At 54.8% G+C, this 18,299-nt stretch carries 16 protein-coding genes; 4 read left to right on the forward strand and 12 right to left on the reverse strand.

From position 1 onward, the window contains the following. Positions 1-111 precede the first annotated feature (111 nt). Entirely contained in the window at positions 112-600 is a 489-nt protein-coding gene (locus CFB04_RS07745) for a chemotaxis protein CheW (protein WP_088534738.1), read from the reverse strand. Positions 601-689: 89 nt separating this feature from the next. Continuing rightward, entirely contained in the window at positions 690-2,291 is a 1,602-nt protein-coding gene (locus tag CFB04_RS07750; protein ID WP_088534739.1) for a methyl-accepting chemotaxis protein, read from the reverse strand. A 255-nt stretch (positions 2,292-2,546) separates the two neighbouring features. Here CFB04_RS07750 and CFB04_RS07755 point away from each other — a divergent pair, with 255 nt between their 5' ends. The 3 genes from CFB04_RS07755 to CFB04_RS07765 all read left to right on the forward strand — a co-directional run bounded on the left by CFB04_RS07755 (position 2,547) and on the right by CFB04_RS07765 (position 5,103). Further along, a complete protein-coding gene (locus CFB04_RS07755; RefSeq protein WP_088534740.1) occupies positions 2,547-3,575 on the forward strand; it encodes an agmatine/peptidylarginine deiminase in 1,029 nt (342 codons plus the stop codon). Beyond that, entirely contained in the window at positions 3,572-4,453 is an 882-nt protein-coding gene (locus CFB04_RS07760) for a carbon-nitrogen hydrolase (protein ID WP_088534741.1), read from the forward strand. The genes CFB04_RS07755 and CFB04_RS07760 overlap by 4 nt, the downstream gene beginning before the upstream one ends. 77 nt (positions 4,454-4,530) lie before the next feature. Beyond that, positions 4,531-5,103 carry a DUF2721 domain-containing protein gene (locus tag CFB04_RS07765; RefSeq protein WP_088534742.1) on the forward strand — a complete coding sequence of 191 codons (573 nt, stop codon included), beginning with the start codon at positions 4,531-4,533 and terminating at the stop codon, positions 5,101-5,103. Here CFB04_RS07765 and CFB04_RS07770 read toward each other — a convergent pair. From CFB04_RS07770 to CFB04_RS07800, 7 genes are all read right to left on the reverse strand, one after another. Next, positions 5,063-6,772: a SlyX family protein gene (locus CFB04_RS07770; protein ID WP_088534743.1), complete on the reverse strand. Its 1,710-nt coding sequence runs from the start codon at positions 6,770-6,772 to the stop codon at positions 5,063-5,065. The genes CFB04_RS07765 and CFB04_RS07770 overlap by 41 nt on opposite strands. 59 nt (positions 6,773-6,831) lie before the next feature. Next, the gene (locus CFB04_RS07775) at positions 6,832-7,782 is read right to left on the reverse strand and encodes an aldo/keto reductase (RefSeq protein ID WP_088534744.1); all 951 of its coding nucleotides are present in this window, start codon (positions 7,780-7,782) and stop codon (positions 6,832-6,834) included. Between the two features lie 155 nt (positions 7,783-7,937). Beyond that, entirely contained in the window at positions 7,938-8,984 is a 1,047-nt protein-coding gene (locus CFB04_RS07780) for a hypothetical protein (RefSeq protein ID WP_088534745.1), read from the reverse strand. Between the two features lie 88 nt (positions 8,985-9,072). Then, positions 9,073-9,324, reverse strand: coding sequence for a hypothetical protein (locus tag CFB04_RS07785; protein ID WP_088534746.1), 252 nt, complete (start codon positions 9,322-9,324; stop codon positions 9,073-9,075). 117 nt (positions 9,325-9,441) lie between these two features. Next, positions 9,442-9,636: a hypothetical protein gene (locus CFB04_RS07790; protein WP_088536746.1), complete on the reverse strand. Its 195-nt coding sequence runs from the start codon at positions 9,634-9,636 to the stop codon at positions 9,442-9,444. Between the two features lie 378 nt (positions 9,637-10,014). Then, complete coding sequence (locus CFB04_RS07795) at positions 10,015-11,400, reverse strand: sigma-54 dependent transcriptional regulator (protein WP_088534747.1); 1,386 nt, start codon at positions 11,398-11,400, stop codon at positions 10,015-10,017. Next, the gene (locus tag CFB04_RS07800; protein ID WP_088534748.1) at positions 11,397-13,388 is read right to left on the reverse strand and encodes a cache domain-containing protein; all 1,992 of its coding nucleotides are present in this window, start codon (positions 13,386-13,388) and stop codon (positions 11,397-11,399) included. Before CFB04_RS07800 ends, CFB04_RS07795 begins: the two co-directional genes overlap by 4 nt. A gap of 184 nt (positions 13,389-13,572) precedes the next feature. Between CFB04_RS07800 and CFB04_RS07805 the strand changes: the two genes are divergently transcribed. Beyond that, positions 13,573-13,899: a BON domain-containing protein gene (locus CFB04_RS07805; protein WP_088534749.1), complete on the forward strand. Its 327-nt coding sequence runs from the start codon at positions 13,573-13,575 to the stop codon at positions 13,897-13,899. A 65-nt stretch (positions 13,900-13,964) separates the two neighbouring features. Here CFB04_RS07805 and CFB04_RS07810 read toward each other — a convergent pair whose 3' ends face one another. From CFB04_RS07810 to CFB04_RS07820, 3 genes are all read right to left on the reverse strand, one after another. Beyond that, complete coding sequence (locus CFB04_RS07810) at positions 13,965-15,449, reverse strand: OmpA family protein (protein WP_088534750.1); 1,485 nt, start codon at positions 15,447-15,449, stop codon at positions 13,965-13,967. 197 nt (positions 15,450-15,646) lie between these two features. Further along, the gene (locus tag CFB04_RS07815) at positions 15,647-16,033 is read right to left on the reverse strand and encodes a winged helix-turn-helix domain-containing protein (protein ID WP_088534751.1); all 387 of its coding nucleotides are present in this window, start codon (positions 16,031-16,033) and stop codon (positions 15,647-15,649) included. A gap of 403 nt (positions 16,034-16,436) precedes the next feature. Continuing rightward, a complete protein-coding gene (locus CFB04_RS07820) occupies positions 16,437-18,272 on the reverse strand; it encodes a UbiD family decarboxylase (protein WP_088534752.1) in 1,836 nt (611 codons plus the stop codon). Positions 18,273-18,299 lie beyond the last annotated feature (27 nt).

Genomic DNA, 18,299 nt, shown 5'->3' on the forward strand with positions numbered 1-18,299 from the left:
TCCTCCTGTGATGTTCGAAGAATAGCCAGCTTCCTCCCCCGACGCAACAGCATCAAATAAAAAGGCGATCCGAAACTGGATCGCCCCTTGGTGCTAGCCCGCAGCAGCTTGTCAGGCTGCCATTTCCACCCCTTCAAGCATGTTCTGGGCGAAGAGTTTTTCCAGGTCGAGTATGATGAGCAGCTTATCGGTTAGCCTTCCCACCCCCTGGATGCAATCGGAATCGAATCCTTTCACAGCGTCGGGAGTCGGAGATATCTGCTCTTCTGATAGCTTGATGACCTGCGAAACCTTATCCACTATTATTCCGATGGTCACCCCATGCAGAGCAACCACCACGATTCTTTTGCTCTGGCTGTCGATTTCGGCGCCTTCCATGAGGTGAAAGCGTTTCCTGAAATCGATTACGGGAATTACTTTTCCCCGCAGGTTGATCACTCCCTCCACGTAGTCCGGAGCGTTGGGCATAAGTGTTATCTCCACCATCCGGATGATCTCCTGCACCTTGAGAATGTCCACGCAGAATTCTTCATTGCCGACGGTAAACCCTACCATGTGAAGAACCCCGTTCGTACCAGCTCCGATCTGTTGTACCGCCATGTCAACCCCCTGAAAAACGTTGTTGGCTGTTTTGATAGTCACTCTTATCGGTGAACGAGACCGTGACTTTAATGTTCCAGCAAAAGACCCTATGCTGCAAGCTTGAACTGGTTCACCAGCTTCTGCAGGTCATCTGCCAGATGAGCAAGCCGGGAAGCGGCATTAGCCGAGCCCTGAGCATCACGAGCCGTGTCGTTCACCACTTCGGTTATCTGCAGTATGTTGCCGCTGATCTCACCTGCCGTGGCATTCTGCTGCTCGGCAGCCGTAGCAATCTGGTTCACCTGCATGGTTACTGAATCAATCTGGGTCAATATTTCCGAAAGAGCATCGCAGGATTTGGCTGCCTCCGATGACCCGGACTGAACCTCCGTCACCCCCTGTTCCATGGCTTCCACCGCACCCTTTGTTTCCGTCTGGATCGCCTTGATCATTGTACTGATTTCCTTGGTTGCCCTGGTCGTCCTTTCAGCCAAGGCCCGCACCTCGTCCGCGACGACGGCGAATCCCCTGCCCTGCTCTCCTGCACGGGCTGCTTCGATTGCCGCATTGAGGGCAAGGAGATTGGTCTGGTCGGCAATGTCCTCGATGGTACCGACAATAGCGCCGATCTGATCCGATCTGCTTCCAAGTCCCTCGATGGACTTTGAGGACGTTTCCACCTGCTCCGCAATCCGTGACATCATCATCACGGTTTCCGACACGACCGCGGCTCCGGTCATGGCACATTCGTTCGCCTGTCGGGACCCTTCCGCGGCATCCGAACAGTTTCGCGCAATATCATTGCACGTTGCCGCCATCTCCTCGCTTGCCGTGGCAATGCTTCCAGCTTGCGCAGCCACGCGCTCGACCCCCGCCGCCATATGCTCTGCCGAGTGATTGAGCTCGACGGCGGCTACGGAAAGCTCACGGGCAGCGGCTATGACATTGGTCAGCGTCATGTTCATGTCGGAAAGCATCTTGTTGACAGAGTGCCCAACTTCCCCGATCTCGTCCGCCCCCTTGTCATCTACACGCACCGCTATGTTCCCCGCTGCGGCTTCCCCGATTATCATACTCATCTCTTTAAGCTTTTTGATTCTGCCGCCGAGAACCAGGCGAATCAGAAACATGGCGGCTAAGATAGCCACGACGGCCACTACGCTTATCATCAGGACAAGATGGTTGAACGATGCCAGATAGTCACTTTTCTTTACGCCCACGAAAAGAACGCCTACGGTCCGTCCACCGGCATCCTTTATCGGATCGTACGCAGTGAAATACGGGGTGCCAAGAATTGGAGCCTCTCCGCGATACTTCTTCCCATACTTGATCACGCTTTCGTATGCAGGCCCCTGCAGCTTCGTGCCGACAGCCCGTGTCCCGTCCGGCTTCAGAACATTCGTAGTAACGCGGGTATCCCCCATGAAGACAGTGGCAACCCCCCCAGAGATCTCCTTTATCTTGTCGGGAAGCTCGTAATTGCCGTTCAGCACATAATCACCCGCCATCAACCTGTTATCTACGATCCGGAAATCCTTCCCCTTGTTCCTCAGCAGTTCCCAGAACATGCTCATCCGGGCTTCCTGGTCCTTGGCAGCCTCCTCCGCCACCTGTTGGCGAAATGCTGCCAGGGAAACGAACGCCGTGGCCGCGACCGTCAATACCAGCATCAGAGTGGTATAGATGGTGACCTTCATTCCGAGTTTCATAATCCCTCCTTCGCGCAATGCGCTCCCGGGCCATCGGCATCCGGGCCGGTTACTTTTTTCGGTCACTCTGTTTATAACTTTAGCTGGTTTGTGCTTCCGACTTCATGCAAATACCTGAATATTTGCTCCTATCTTCTCTTTTACCCATCATGCAAACGGGAATAGGTATCATCGCCAACGAACCAATCCAAATACCTGTTGATTTCAGACAGTCTGTTTTTGTATCGTGTGAAGTCCACACGAGGAGCAACGGCTATGAAAAACAGATTACCGGCGGAATGGGAAGTTCAGGACGGCGTGCTGCTGGCATGGCCCCACGAGGAGACGGATTGGGCCGGGATCCTGCAGGAGGTCGAGCCGGTCTTTGTGGAGCTGGTGCGGCAGATTGCGCTCACCGAACAGGTTGTATTGGCAGTGGCGGATAAATCGTATGTCGACAGGAAGCTCAGAAAGGCTGATGTCGAAATGCAGAACGTCCGCATGTACCGGGTGGCGAGCAATGACACCTGGAGCCGGGACTTCGGACCAATAACGATACGCCAAGGTGACGGAAGCTTGCGGCTGCTGGATTTCGGCTTCAACGGCTGGGGTCTGAAGTTCGCCGCATGCCACGACAACCTGATCACGAAGCGCCTCAGCCTGCTGGGAGCCTTCGGAAAAGTCCCCGTGACAGTGCCGGGAGTGGTGCTGGAGGGGGGAAGCATCGAGAGTGACGGAGCAGGAACAATCCTTACCACGGCGCAATGCCTGCTCAACGAGAACCGCAACCCTCACATGTCGCGGCTCGACGTGGAAGAACTGTTCCGGAGGCTCCTTGGCGCCGAGCAGATCCTGTGGCTCGAACATGGATACCTGGCGGGTGACGACACCGACAGCCACATCGACACCCTCGCCCGGCTCTGCCCGGAAGACACTATACTTTACGTAAAATGCGACGATCCCTCGGACGAACATTACCCAGCTCTCACAGCAATGGAAAAGGAGTTGCGGGAGTTCCGCACGCGGGACGGGGAAAGCTGGCGCCTGATACCCCTCCCCTGGCCGAAAGCCGCGTTCGACAGCGCAGGAAACAGGCTTCCGGCTACTTATGCAAACTTTCTCATCATCAACGATGCGGTTCTAGTCCCGACATACCGGGACCCGAGAGATAACGAAGCGCTCCATGCGGTTGCAGCCGCCTTTCCCGGACGCCGCATCGTGGGGATTGACTGCCTTCCCCTGATCCAGCAGCATGGTTCGCTCCATTGCGTCACCATGCAGCTTCCGAAAGGAGTATTGCCGTGAGCAAACTAGTGATAGGGCTCGTACAGCAGGCCTGTTCTGCCGATCGTGATGAAACGGTGTCACGCACCATCGGCGGCATCCGGAAAGCCGCAGCGGCCGGAGCATCTCTTGTCGTTCTCCAGGAACTGCACACCGGTCCCTATTTCTGCCAGACCGAAGAAAGCACGGTTTTCGACCTGGCTGAGAGCATCCCGGGCCCCAGCACCGAACTCTTCGGAAGCCTCGCCAGAGAGCTCGGGCTCGTCATAGTCACTTCCCTTTTCGAGCGCCGTGCGCCAGGCTTGTATCACAACACTGCGGTCGTCCTGGAAAAGGATGGAAGCATAGCCGGCAAATACCGCAAGATGCACATACCAGACGACCCTGGATACTATGAGAAGTTCTATTTTACACCCGGTGACCTGGGCTTTGAGCCGATCCGGACATCTGTGGGTGCTCTGGGAGTGCTCGTCTGCTGGGACCAGTGGTACCCGGAAGCTGCACGCCTCATGACTCTGGCCGGAGCGGAGATGCTGATTTACCCCACCGCTATCGGGTGGGATCCCTCCGACGACCGGGAAGAACAGACCCGCCAGCTGGAGGCCTGGGTAACCATCCAGAGAAGCCACGCCGTCGCCAACGGCACGCCGGTCGTAAGCGTCAACAGGGTCGGATACGAAGCTTCTCCCGGCGGTTGCGGCATGGGGCAGAAATTCTGGGGGAACAGTTTCGTGGCGGGGCCTCAAGGGGAGATGATCTCCCGAGGAGGAGAAGAAGAAGAGGTCGTCATTGCAGAAATCGACCGGCACCGCACGGAAAAGGTCCGGAGGATATGGCCGTTTCTCCGGGACCGGCGGATCGACGCCTATGGCGACATAGTGAAACGGTACAGGGATTAATAAACAGGGAAAGTAAAGGGAGAAGTAGAGAAAATCGCTTTCCTTACCTCCACCTTTACCTCACCAGAGGCACTGTCATGGCCCTCCAAGAAAAGGAGCTTCTCGAAGCTCTCTCCAGTTCGCGCATTCTCGCGTCCATGATCACACCGGCGGTGCTGATTTCCGCCTGTGGAACTCTTATTTTTTCCACATCCGCCCGGCTCGGACGCATCTTCGACAGGGTAAACTCTATGAAGACCGAGGTGGAAGGTGTCCTGGCGGGGAAACTGTCACATGCGGCAGAGCGTATGGAGTTTCTGAAATCACAGCTGGAGAAGCAGCGGGTACGCGCCGGGCTTATCCAGAAAGCTCTTGCCGCGCTCTATACCGCCACGGCACTCTTCGTCGCCACAAGCCTGGCCATTGCTTTCAACACCGCCTACGGAAGCCCCGACACGAGCTGGGTCGCCACAGCCATCGCTCTGTCCGGAGGCCTATTCCTTTTCGCCGCCAGCGCGATCCTCCTGTATGAAAGCAGGCACAACCTGACGTTCATCAATCGGCACCTGGACTTCATCGATTACCTGCAGAAAAACTACTCTTCGAAATCGGCGGGCGATACAAGTCCTCTCAGTAGTGAGGGGGAGGTTCCTCCTCGTCCGGCGCCCTGACCAGGGACGGAAACATCAGCACCATCTGCCCCTTCAAAAGGCCGATCTCATTCTGAAGTGCCTCCAGTTGCTGTTGCTGGCGCACCACCACCTCGTTCAACTCCTCAACTGTCCGCTCCTGATGAGTCAGCTGAATCTCCAGTTCCGTCACACGCTCAGCTACATCTCCGTCGCTTCCCTCCGGAATCGAAGCTCCTCCCCCGCCCTGCTTTCTTCGCACCGCCAGTTCGTAAAGCTCCCCATACTTCCGGGCCGCCTCCTCCCAGGTGAATCGCTCCGCCATGGCATTGTCGACGAGACGGTCGAACGCGCCACGGCGGTTGTACCAGGTATCGACAGCCCAACCGATGGTATCGAACAGCGCCCCGGCGTTCAGGTGGTGGAACTTGAATCCGTTACCGGAAAGACTCTGTTCATCGAAATTCTCTACGCTGTCATCTAGCCCGCCCGTAGCTCGTACGATGGGGAGCGTTCCGTACCCCATGCTGTACATCTGGCTGAGCCCGCACGGCTCGAACGCTGACGGCATTAGGAACAGGTCGCACCCGGCTTCGATCCGATGTGCAAGTGCGTTGTCGTAGCCAATGCGGCACGCAAACTTGTGAGGATAACGCGCTGCGACATCGCCGAAGAAGAAATGCGCCCACGGCTCCCCTCCCCCCTGCATGACGAACTGCACATCGAGGTCAAGAATCCGATGGATCGCCTCTGCGAGAACATCGATTCCTTTCTGCTTAACCAACCGCGAAACCATGCCTATCAATGGAACGTCACGCTGCGGCAGCCCCAGTTCCCTCTGCAATTCCAGCTTGCAGACCTTCTTGCCGCTCAGGTCCTCCCTGGAGTACCTTGCCGGGATGTGTACATCCACCTCAGGGTTCCACTCGCCGTAATCAACTCCGTTGAGGATGCCATGCAGATCGGAACTGCGTTCTTTCACGACCTCTCCCAGCCCCCAGCCGAACTCCGGGCTCTGGATCTCGCGGGCATATCCGCGGCTCACGGTGTTGAGGAGGGTCGCGTGATAGATGCCACCCTTGAGAAGGTTCACCTGACCATCCTTCTCCAGGCCTAGAAAGGTGAAATGTTCCCACCCCACGCCCAGCACATCCATGGCACCTTCATAAAAAGTCCCCTGGTGCTGCATGTTATGGATCGTAAGTAAGCTCGCTGCGGCGCCGACGTACGGATTCCGGCGGTACGATGTATTGAGGAGCACAGGGATCGCGGCGGTGTGCCAGTCATGGGCATGGATTACGTCGGGGATGAAATTGATCATCCGGCACAGCTCCAAGGCGCCTTTGCTCAGGAAGATGAAGCGGTTGTCATTGTCAAGGTAAGCTTCGTTATTGACTTCGTAAAGGCCGCTGCGGCCGTAGAACCCTTCATGATCCAGAAAGTAAACAGGCACGTCGGTACCCGGTATTCTCCCTTCATATACCGAGCAGTACATGTCGCCGATTACTCCCATCGGCACAGTCAACACCCCAGGAAGTTGCCTCAGCCCGAACCGATCCCGGTCGACGCAATAGTAGCGGGGCATCACCACCCGCACATCGCAGCCCAGGCCTGGAAGATATTTCGGAAGTGCTCCTACAACGTCCGCAAGCCCCCCCTCTTTCGCAAAGGGAACCGCTTCGGATGCAGCCAGCAGAATATTTAGACCCATTGCCACCTCTCAACCGAGTGATATTTTCCCAACTCCAGCCCCGAGAACGGGATGAGCGGTCAGACGACCCTGATCATGAACTCGGGACAGGAAGCGGCACAGTATCCGCACAGGATGCAGTCATCCTCATTCACCTTTGCCTTACCCTCAGTGACTTCAAGAGCATTGTTGGTGCATGCGGGAACGCAGAAACCACAACCCTTGCAGAAACGTTCCATGATGACCAGGCGGCGGCGCCGGCTTTCGAGCTCCTGCCATACGGATTCGTCGAGTGACTGCCCCGAGAACAGTGCAACGTTCCCATCGATCTCCTCCTCCGACAGCATCCCGACTGCTACAGCCCGGACCCCCTCAAGTCCCAGTACATAGCGGAAACTTGCCCTCGCTTCTCCGATCAGATTACCGCCTGCCAACGCCTTCATGGCATAAACACCCTTGCCGGCCAGTGAACACTCGGCAATCGCCACGGCCATTTCCTTCGCGCTTCCGTCCAGGATGCCCATTCCGGTGCGGTTTATAAGGGGGTGAATCAGCTCTATCTCCGGAAAACCGGCTGCCTTTTTGACGGCACAGATGTAATGGGACGAGAGCCCCACATGCCGGATAAGCCCTTGTTCCTTCATGTGCAGAAGCGTTTCCAGCACCTCCGCCCGTTCTGTAAACGGGTCGGCGATTCGTGCACCATGCAGGAGAACTATGTCCATGCAATCCCGGCCAAGTTCACGCAACGCCTTTTCAACATGAAGCCGTGCGGTCTTCCCGTCATTTGCGTGTGTCTTGGTCGCGATGCATACGTCGCCCCGGTACCCATTGAGACCGGCCTTGATGTGACCATAGGTATCATACAGCTCGGCGGTGTCCAGCATGCTGACGCCCGCTTCCAGCGCGTGGCGGATGAGCCTGCCCCCCGCCTCTGGCGCCAGTTGCGCCTGAAGGGGGCCAAGAGGGAGGGTGCCGTAAACGAGAGGTGAAATGCGGAGTCCCGTAGCCCCAAGAGTAACCTGCTTCATGGTTCTCGCTCCTTATCAGGAAAATGCAGAGCAAGTCTACGGTAACCATTGGAGTAAATCAAGGAGGGCGTTGGTAACAGGAAGAGGAAATTGCGGGGCCGAAGAGAAAAGAGGGGGCAGTATTGCTGCCCCCGTCGGAGTGACCTACATGTTTACTATCGCCTCTGGTTTGCTGTCTTTACCGGACCGTTCATCCGTATTGCTGCCGCAAACTCCATCCAGAAAATAAGGTATATGGAAATCATCAGGGAGAGACCTATGTTGGAATTTTCAGGCCCCATGGCCTTCGCCAGAATCGGGGATGCGAATCCAGCACCTAGGGTTCCGGTAGCACGTTCGAGCAGGTAGAAGACAGGAAGTGTGAGGGCTGTGCCCGCAATCATAATCGCAATGCCGCGCCCCCTCTTCACCCAGTACTTGGGGGAGAACCCGAACATCCGCATGAAGATCACGACGAAGATTATCCATACCGAGTAATCTACCGCGGCATCAGGAAGAGCCAGTTTGTTCTTTACTAGAATGACTTCAAGTACCGTTACTGCCGCCAGTAGTGTGAACATCCAGGAAAACTTCTCGTTGGCTTGCGTCTGCCAGTTACGGCTGTCGGGTGCTATAGATTCCTGTGCGGAATGGGTATGAGTTCCCAGCGCCGAAAATAGTATTGCGAACCAGATCCCGGCATTGTGGAACAGCAGCGAAGCATGATTGCCTGCAACGTTGGCAATCCTGGCCATAGGATCCCTGGCAAAGTCTGCCGCTATGCGCATGAGGAAGAGGTTGACGATGATGGAGCAGGTCATGATTACGGTAATGGTGAAAATACGGCGAGGAAGCAGATAAGGATCAACCCGGTCCGGGAATCCGAGTATGAAGGCAAACCAGATCAGAAACATTATGAGCGGGATCCCGAAACAGATGCCGTAGACCGAATTCCCGGCAAAGTCACCGTTCTGGGCATAGATGAGGTAGTTGTTGCTGGGATCGGCATCGGTGTTGGCAGCTTTCACCACGTCCTTAGCCGCCTTCTTCACATGAGGAAGCAGCCCCATGAAGTACCACCCGTGGTCCCCCTGGGTTGTATCGACAACCCAATACTGGTCCCCCATCATCTCGTCAAGCCCTTGGAAAATGCGCATGGAGAACGTGGCACATAGTGTCACAACTACCAGCAGCAATATGATATTCGAAATTTTCATCGGCATGGCTCTACCCTCCGTAGACAGGTTGGGGTACTACAGTAGCAAAGGCAACTGACCGCCTCTAGCTTTGTGCACAGGGATTAATACCGCTCTACTCCTTATGCGTTGTCCAGAACATGGAGACTGCATTGGCAGCAAAAAGACCATACAGCCACATGGTGTTCCAGGCGGGACCCGACCAGTGACTTCCCCTTCCACCTCCCACAACTCCCGATGCGACGACAATTCCTATCATGGCAGTAAAGGCGACCATCGCCACTGCACGGAGAATTGCACTGTTGCGCCAGGTATGCCGCTCCAGCTCCTCTATCCTCGACAGTAGTTCAAGCTCTTTTTCGCTCATCTCTCTTCTCCTTTACCAATGAAATAAAAACGAAAACGGTTGCGGTAACCAGTGCAGACGAAACAAACAAGGTATCGTTGAGATGCAGAGTCAAGTTGTAGATCATGACGGCCTCCGTTAGATTTTCACCATATCGAGCAACCCGGCAGGGAACCGGTCCGACAATTCCTGGTATTTGAGACATTCCTTGTAGCGGCAGCTGCAGTAGCGGATGATCATGTTAACATCATGAGGAGAGATGTATCCGCAGCCGACATCGCAGTAGTCGTCGTCTTTCCCGTAGAAGGGGCAAACTTTTTTATCTGCTGCCATAAAGACCTCACACCCCATCAAGCCGCGTCGAAGTTTCTTTTCCTTTTCTTCCTCACCTAAGCGGTTGTTTACAGTAAAAGCAACCACCATACCAACAGAAAACTTTCAGAGAAAATATAACGATTTCGGTGGCTTGCAAAAGCAGGTTTTGTATAAAGACTGCATTTGAGGCGGGTTGGTTTTGCAGTTATGCAAAACTGGACCTCCTTTAACCCAGCCACTTTCCAATTAACGGGGCGCGCATCGGCAGTTAAAGCAAAAAAGAAGTGATTTCGAGATATTACGTGCAGGAGAACAATAAGAAGACCCCCCTCGCAAGGATGCGAGGGGAAAAGAAGGGCATTTGCAAGAATGCAAAATGTGAATAGCTTCAGAAGATCAGGAAAAATCCTCCCGGCGGATGTTATATTTCTTCATCTTGCGGTATATGGTAGCCATATTCATTCCAGCTTCGCGGGCGGCCGCATCGATGTTGCCTCGATTCTTCCGCAGGAGCCCTTTGAGGTAATCAACCTCGAAACGGGAAAGTGCACGGGCATACTCCCCCTCTTCACCCTCCGCATCGTGTAGCGGAACGTTGTCGGCCTGAACTTCTATGAACTGGGAAAGGACCGGAAGCGTTATGTAATCGCTCCCTTCCATGGCCACCGAAGCCTCCACAACGTTCCTCAGCTGCCTGATGTTGCCGGGCCAGGGATAGCAGCATGCTGCATCCATGGCCTCCGGCGCCAGGCCTTTTATCGCAGTTCCGAACTTCTTGTTCTGCAACGTTATGAAGTGGGCCGCGAGTAAAGGAATGTCAGCTTGGCGTTCCCGCAGCGGAGGAAGGTGTATGTTGACGACGTTGAGCCTGTAATAGAGGTCTTCCCTGAAGGTGCCCGTCTTCACCGTTGCCTTCAGGTCGGAGTTGGTGGCAGAAAGGATGCGGACATCGACGCGGGTGGGGGTTGTTTCACCGATGCGGAGAAATTCCTGCTCCTGCAGAAAACGGAGAAGGGTCTTCTGGACATTCATGGGGAGGTTGCCGACCTCGTCGAGAAAGAGTGTCCCGCCATCGGCAGCCTCCAGAAGGCCCTGGCGGTTTTCCAGTGCACCGGTAAAAGCCCCTTTCTTGTAGCCGAAAAGCTCACTCTCAAGAATCGATTCAGGGAGGGCTCCGCAATTGATCGCAATGAATTTCTTGTCTCTGCGAAGCGAGTTGTAGTGAATGGCCTGAGCTATAAGCTCCTTTCCCGTCCCCGACTCCCCGGTGATAAGTACCGACGTATCACGAATCGCTATCTTCTCCACACGCTCCAGTACCGACTTGAGCCCTTCGGATGCACCGATGATATTCTCGAACCTGAATTTACCGACTAGCTCCTCCCGCAGTTCGCGGTTCTCCTCGAGAAGCTGCGTGTGCTGCAGCGCGTTCTTAACCCTGTAGAGGAGCTCTTCCGGCTCGAAGGGCTTTGTAAGCATATCGTAGGCGCCTTTGCGCAGCGCCTGAATCGACATTTCCACCGTTGCATAGGCGGTAATCATAATGACGGGAATATTGGGGTCCTTCATCTTGACCCTCTGGAGTACTTCCAGTCCGTCCATCCCCGGCATCTTGATGTCGGTCACCACGAGATCCCACTGCCCCGGAGTGAATTCCTCCACTGCTTCAAACGATCTGATAAAGGCTTTGACGGCGTAGCCGTGGTCGAGAAGGACCGCCTCCATCATACGGCAGAGGCCTTCCTCGTTGTCGATCAGCATTATCCGTTTCTTGTTGCTCATTCGCTGCTCCCGGTATCGGCGTAATATCTCTCCGCTGCATTCACCGGCAACCTTACGGTGACGGTAGTTCCCTTTCCGACAAGGCTTTCGATCTCGATCTTGCCTTGATGTTGCTCGACAATCTGTTTCGTTATGGCCAGTCCAAGGCCCGTGCCCTTTGGCTTAGTCGTGAAGAAAGGTTCGAAGATGCTTTCAAGATTCTCCGGAGGTATTCCCGCGCCATTGTCGCTGAATACCATCTTCACGTACCCCTCCATTAGGTCCGTCTTCACGACCAGCCGCCCGCCCGATTGCATCGCAGCTCCGGCATTGAGGATGATGTTGATGGCGACCTGACGCATCTGATCACCGTCAACCGATATCAGCGGAATGTCAGGCCTAAACTCCTTCACAACCGACACGTGATGCATGTCGGTATGGTTCGCGGCAAAATCCACGATCTGTTCCAGCAGGGTATTCATGTCCGTCGGCTCGAGGGTCGGCTTCGGCATTCGCGCATAGCTCAGGAGATCCTGAACGATCTTGCGGCAGCGCTTGCTCTCCCGCTTGATTTCGTGGACGTACTTGTAGTTCGGGTCCTGTTCGTCCAGCTTTCCCTCCAGGTAGCTCGCGTACCCGAGAATTACCCCCAGGGGGTTGTTTATCTCGTGGGCGACACCCGACGAGAGAATGCCCAGCGACGCCATTTTTCCCTGCTGCGCCAGGTTCGCCTCCATCTCCTTATTGTGTTTTATGATAGAGGTCATCCGGTTGAATGCAGAGGCAAGTTCCCCCAGTTCATCGTTTGTATCCACCACCATCCGCTCGTCCAGATATCCCCGCTTAACCTTCCGGATAACTTCCATCATGTGGCTGATCGGGTCGGTCAACACCTTGGAAGCGAGAATAACGAGGGCTATCGCAGCAATGCCGATTACCGCAGAGAGCAAAATGATGCTTGCAGTGATGCGCCCTTTGATCTTGTTGGCTTCCCGGTAAAATTCATCCTCGTAGGAACCGACGGCAACGATCCAGTCCCAGGGCTTGAAATACTCGTATCTGACGATCTTCATCCGTGGCCGCGGATCACTTACGTTCTTCCATGGGTAATGAATCCACCCCCGCTTGTTGCGGCACATCTCCCTGATGAAATAATTTCCGCTGAAGTCGCGGGCATTGAAGATGTTGGTTCCCTCCTGATCGGGATGAATGACCAGGTTCCCCTTGCTGTCCATGCAGAAAATATAGCCGGTGTCCCCTACCATCTTTCCCTTGATCTTCGCCTTCAGCTCCGCAAATGACCTCTGCTCGAAGTTAAGGTCCTCGTAGGTTTCGTCGACATACCCCCCTGCTGCTATGATCCAGTCCCATTCCCTGAAATAGCGGTAGGCGACGATTTTTTTCCTCGGGAATCTGTCGCCAAGGACGGCGTTGCGCCACGGATAGATGATATAGAGAACCTGCCCCGGCTGGGACTTGAGGGCGTTCTCGCACATCTGCCGGATGAAGTAACGGCCGTTCTCATCCTTTTCATCAAAAACATTCTCTCCTTCACGAGCGATATGGACTTGAAGGTCTCCCTTCGTCGTCATGGCATAAATGTAGCCTGTCTCTCCGACATTTACCTTCTTGAGCGCTTTCCGTGCCTCCCGCTTTGCCGTCTCAGGATCGATGCGGCCGGTACGCAGTTGGTTCTGCTCGGCCTGTACGAGGTTATAAGAGAGATTCACGAGGGTGGCCAGTTCCATCGTGAAGCTTCTCTGCTTGTCCTGCTTGTACACCTGAAACTGCTGATAGTGGGAATTGAGAAGGTCGATGGTAAAATCGGCCATGTGTTGAAGGTCGTTCTTACTGGTAAGAGTGATGCCGCGATATGCCTGGCGGGTGGAGATACCTCCGACCACTATCCCCACGACCAGGATGGGGACTATCACCAGTGGCAAAACCAGCACCAGCATTTTCCACCGGAGTCGCAGGTTGTTGATGAAGCTGAAAAGATATCGGTGCATGTTTGGTCCGAACTATAGGAAATGCGTGATTTTATGGAATATTACTCGAAAAATCCAGAGAATTTTGCAGATATGCAAAAGATACGCAAATGGGCAGACGGGAAGCCCGCTCCGTTGACTTGAGGGGGTGCTTGGCTATACTGGACCTGACCGTTGCCGAGCCCCCTTGAAAGGAGAGTGTGCAATGAAAAGGCTACGATCGACTCTTCCAGTATTACTACTCGCCGCCGGTTTAACGGCTTTTGCCGGCTGCGCGTCTACCCCGCAACGGGAAAGCACCGGAGAATATGTGGATGACGCCGGAACCACCGCAAAAGTGAAAGCAGCCATCGTGCAGGAAACGGGTATGAAATCCATGTCGATAAATGTGGAGACATATCGAGGAGTAGTTCAGTTAAGCGGTTTCGTCGATACCGAAGGGGACATCAGGAAGGCCGGTGAAATTGCCAGTCGGACCACTGGTGTAAAGTCCGTCATAAACAACCTGGTTATAAAGCCAACGGACAAGTAGATCTTCAGAAGATGTCAGAGCCCCTCCGGAAAACCGGAGGGGCTCTTTGGCAAATAAATGCTATGCTACTTCCGCACTACGCAGTCTATCACGGCGTTGATGCGACGATTTTTCTGCCGCCCTTCGGGGGTGTTGTTGTATGCGATGCGCCGGGTGTATCCGTACCCTTTTGCGGAAAGCCGCGAACGTTCGATCCCGAATTCCTCCGCAAGATATTTGACCACGCTTTCAGCACGCTCCCGGGAAAGCTTCATGTTGAAGTCGTGACCTCCTGCATTGTCGGTGTGACCTTCGACAACGGCTGTTGTTGTGGGGTACTTCTTCATGTAGTCGGCAACGCGGGCGATCTCCTCCCGGCCTTCGGGCCTTACCTTAGCGCTGCCGGTATCGAATTCGAGCTTCAACTGCGTACATAAGCGGTCAGGTGGTTTGATCTCACGGACATCGAAGGCACAATCGATAATCGCCTCTACCCGCCTGTTCCTCTGACGGTCCTCTTCAGTGGCGTTTTCGGCCACGGGACGGCTGGAACCAAGCCCTTTAGCTGTGAGGCGAGAACGGTCGATTCCGAATTTTTCGACCAGATAATCGACTACACTCTCCGCACGGCGCTGCGACAACTCCAGATTGTGCCCGGCAGCTCCAACATCGTCTGCGTGCCCTTCTATCACGGCAGTAGTGGTTGGGTACTGCTTCATAAACTCTCCAACCTTCGCCATCTCATCATGATACTCGGGACGCACAGACGCCCGATCGATGTCCGATTCAATATTGAGTGAAATGCAGTATTTATAGCGGCCGGGTGCCGGCTCCGCCGAAGGGGGGGGCTGTAAGGGCTCCTCACCTGCAGGAGGCTGCTCCATCCGAGCTTGAGGAGCAGGCGCACCTGAAGCCATCGGCTGCTTCGGCGGCGCTACGGTACCGGCAGCCGGCTTCTCGCCGGAAGGCATCGCAGTGGTGGGCCCGCCGGCTCCGGTGCGTTCCGCGCTGGAAGGCTTTTGCGCAACGCCCGCCCCTGCCCCGCCGAACTGCCAGCTCAGGCCGGCGGTGTACTCAAAGTTGTGGAATGTCCTGTCCTCACGCATGACAAGGTGGCGCAAGTCTCCGCGAAAAGCCATACTATCGCTTATAAACCACTTCACCCCGCCTCCATACGAAAACTGCTCATCAGTGAACGTCGGCTGCCTGTTGTAGTCAACGGAAGTTGCACCGTACCCGGCAGCGACATAGGGCACCATGCGTGCGTCAGGCAGAAGATGCAGGAGAAGTTCTCCCCCGTATCTGAACGCGTTGGCGTCTCCAGCGGCTCTGGTGCTTTCAGTGCGTGCGTAGTCGAAGAGAACCTCCGCCCCCAGATAACGATTGAAGTTGTAACCTCCCCGCACTCCCACCACCGGCCTTGTTTCAAGGTGCTGTTCACCATCGAAACTATAACCGCCGACCATGCCGGAGAAGGTGAAGCAGTCGGAGCAGATTCCCGCCGCCCCGGCTTGCGCTCCCCCGGATATGGCAAGTGCTAAACCGATCAAAAGGCCGGTCGATCTCTTCATTGGGCAAGCCTCCTTAGGGAAATTAGTATTACAGGGTGCAGGATCGATCCTGTAACGCCTGATAATTATATTTTCCTAATTTTGCCTGTCAAGTCGAAGCCTAATGTGAGGCAGGACTAAATTTAAAAAGATAGCGAGGAAGGAAGAAGAAAGCCCTTCGGAAAGGGCTTGTCGGCAGGCTTTCAGTGCATGTGTGCCTACAGCTCATTTTTCATGATGTAGCCCTGACGGAAGACGGTGTGTATAAGCTTGGAGTCAGCTCCGTAATCAATCTTTTTTCGAAGATAATTGATATAGACATCAACGATATTCGTGTTTTTCTTCAGTTCAGCACCCCATACATAGTCGGCGATCATGTCACGGCTCAAGATCTCATTGGGGTGAAGCATAAAATACTCAAGCATACGTGCTTCTTTTTCCGAGAGCTTGATCTCCTTTTCGCTCCGCCACGCTTTACATGTCACCGGGTCGACGCACAGATCATGGAAGGTAACCTCGGAAATCCTGTCCTTGTTCCCTCCCCTCCTCGTATAGTCCTTCACGAGATAGGTAGCGTCGTCCTCCTCCCATACCGAAATCTTCATCGATGGCCCTCTCTATCTAAATTTCATAGCATATGCGACGGATGCAGCTGATACCGGCTGTGAATCTCGATCCCAACGGATCGGTACGCGAAAAGACCGGAATTTGACAGGAACAATTGCACCACCTCGGGAGACAAAGGGAGATGTTTTTAATTTTATGCAAATCAGAAAGGAAAGACAATCTCCTACAACCCCCCGGTATTCCCACGCCGATAACAGCAAACAAAAGCTTTATTCCATAATTAATTTAAGGGAACTAACAACACAAGACTTGGCTAGCATGCGATACATTTCTGAAAATGCCTGATTAGCAAGAGGCATACCGGAGAAAGTTCTGTGAGGATGAGAGACGAAGAAGGGGAGCTGACTGGCGTTATGACATAAGCCGACGCGCAGTAGCGATTCAGATAATGCCGTGAAGGGGGCCACCGGGAGCACCAAGGGCGTCAACCCGGCGCTCCACGCCTGCATCCTCTACAAGGGGAGGGGCATGATGAGGTTTTATTCGGGCGTCTATGACGAGTGATCCGAGGCAGCCCCAGTGTTTGCAATGAACAAATGGATGGATTCCGTAGATGTCAGCAGCCGGATTTGAGCGGGTGAACACTGTCCAGAGGAAATTGTTGAGGGTTCGTGCCGCAAACTCACTATCATCCACAATCACTATCAGAGGGAAAGCGGATATGGGATCATCGGCACCGTATGCCGCACAGAATGCGGCCATATCCATCGTAAGGCATTCCCTGTATTCGCGGCATGACGGCCCTGTGACTCCGAGTACCCCCGGAAGACATACACGAGGATCCTTGAACCCCTCCGGAAGCCGCAGATCCGCAGGAATGGTGAGAGGAAGATCGCGCCGCTTCTCCCCCGCTGCAGCTATCACTACCTTGGATCCCTGATTCAAACCACTCCCGGAATAATCAAGTGTATCGATGGTTGTGCATGTCTGAAAATGAAGATCGCGCCGCCAGTCGACCCGTTCCAGCACGTGACGGAGAAAGGCCGGTATATCGTGAATATCGAGTTCCGGATTGTCTTCGTGGGCGGCGATCCACAGGTACTTGGCCAGAGAAAGCTGTCCCTGCCCCAGAATGGCATTTGCAAGGGTCAGCAACTCGCGCGGCTCGCGCTTCGCATACGGCACATACCGCTCTCTTCCTATGGCCAGGAGGAGCGGATGCACTCCCGCCGCATCCACGGCATGTACCGCATCGACTCCAGGAAGTACAGTCGGGATCAGGGGGCCGGTAAGCTCGTGGATGAAAGCACCGAATGTAGTGTCCTCCTGCGGAGGACGTCCCACCGAGGTAAATGGCCAGATAGCATCGCGACGATGATAGACCTGCTCCACCCGCAATACTGGGAAATCGTGCGCAAGACTGTAGTAGCCGAGATGGTCTCCGAAGGGTCCTTCGGGAAGAGTCCTCTCAGGATCGATAATACCGGTGATGCAGAAGTCCGCCTCGGCTGGTACCGGAAGACCAGGAAGCGATACCATAGGCAGCCTGTGCCCCCCTAGGAGTCCGGCGAACGAGAGCTCCGGCATCCCTTCCGGCAGCGGCATCACCGCAGCAACCGTCATGGACGGCGGCCCTCCGACGAAGATATTGACACGAAAGGGGATACCACGCTCAAGCGCTTCTGCATGATGGACTCCCATTCCTCTATGGATCTGGTAATGGACCCCCACCTCCCTGTCCTGCCGGTACTCTCCACCGGAAAGCTGTACCCGATACATCCCCAGGTTGGAGCCCCGCATCCCCGGCCTAAGAGCACTTTCGGTGTATACCTGCGGCAGGGTTATGAACGCTCCTCCGTCGTCCGGCCATGACTTCAACTGGGGGAGGTCACTGATGTTAGCGCGGTGAGCGAGAACGGCTCCCCGCTTTCCCAGTTTCGGCAACAGGTGAACGGCAGCAGGAACAGCCTTGAGATACGCGAAGGGAGCTTTGAAAAAAGCTGCCGGATTCACCTTCAGTTCAACCAGCCGGGCGATATCTTCGAGCGTATCCCGGAACAGATATCTCGCACGGGGGAGAGTTCCGAAAAGATTGCCGAGCATGGGGAAGCGACAGCCTTTCACTGCCGTGAAAAGAAGCGCCGGCCCACCTGCCTGATAGACACGCCGCTGGATCGCAGCAACCTCTAAATCCGGATCAACCTCGCGATTGATGCGAAGCAGGTCTCCACGCGCCTCCAGATCCTTGACGCACTCCTGTAGATTTCGATATCCCATTAGCCCACTTATTACGCTTGATGTCGT

The sequence above is a fragment of the Geobacter sp. DSM 9736 genome (genome assembly GCF_900187405.1).
Lineage (GTDB): Bacteria > Desulfobacterota > Desulfuromonadia > Geobacterales > Geobacteraceae > DSM-9736.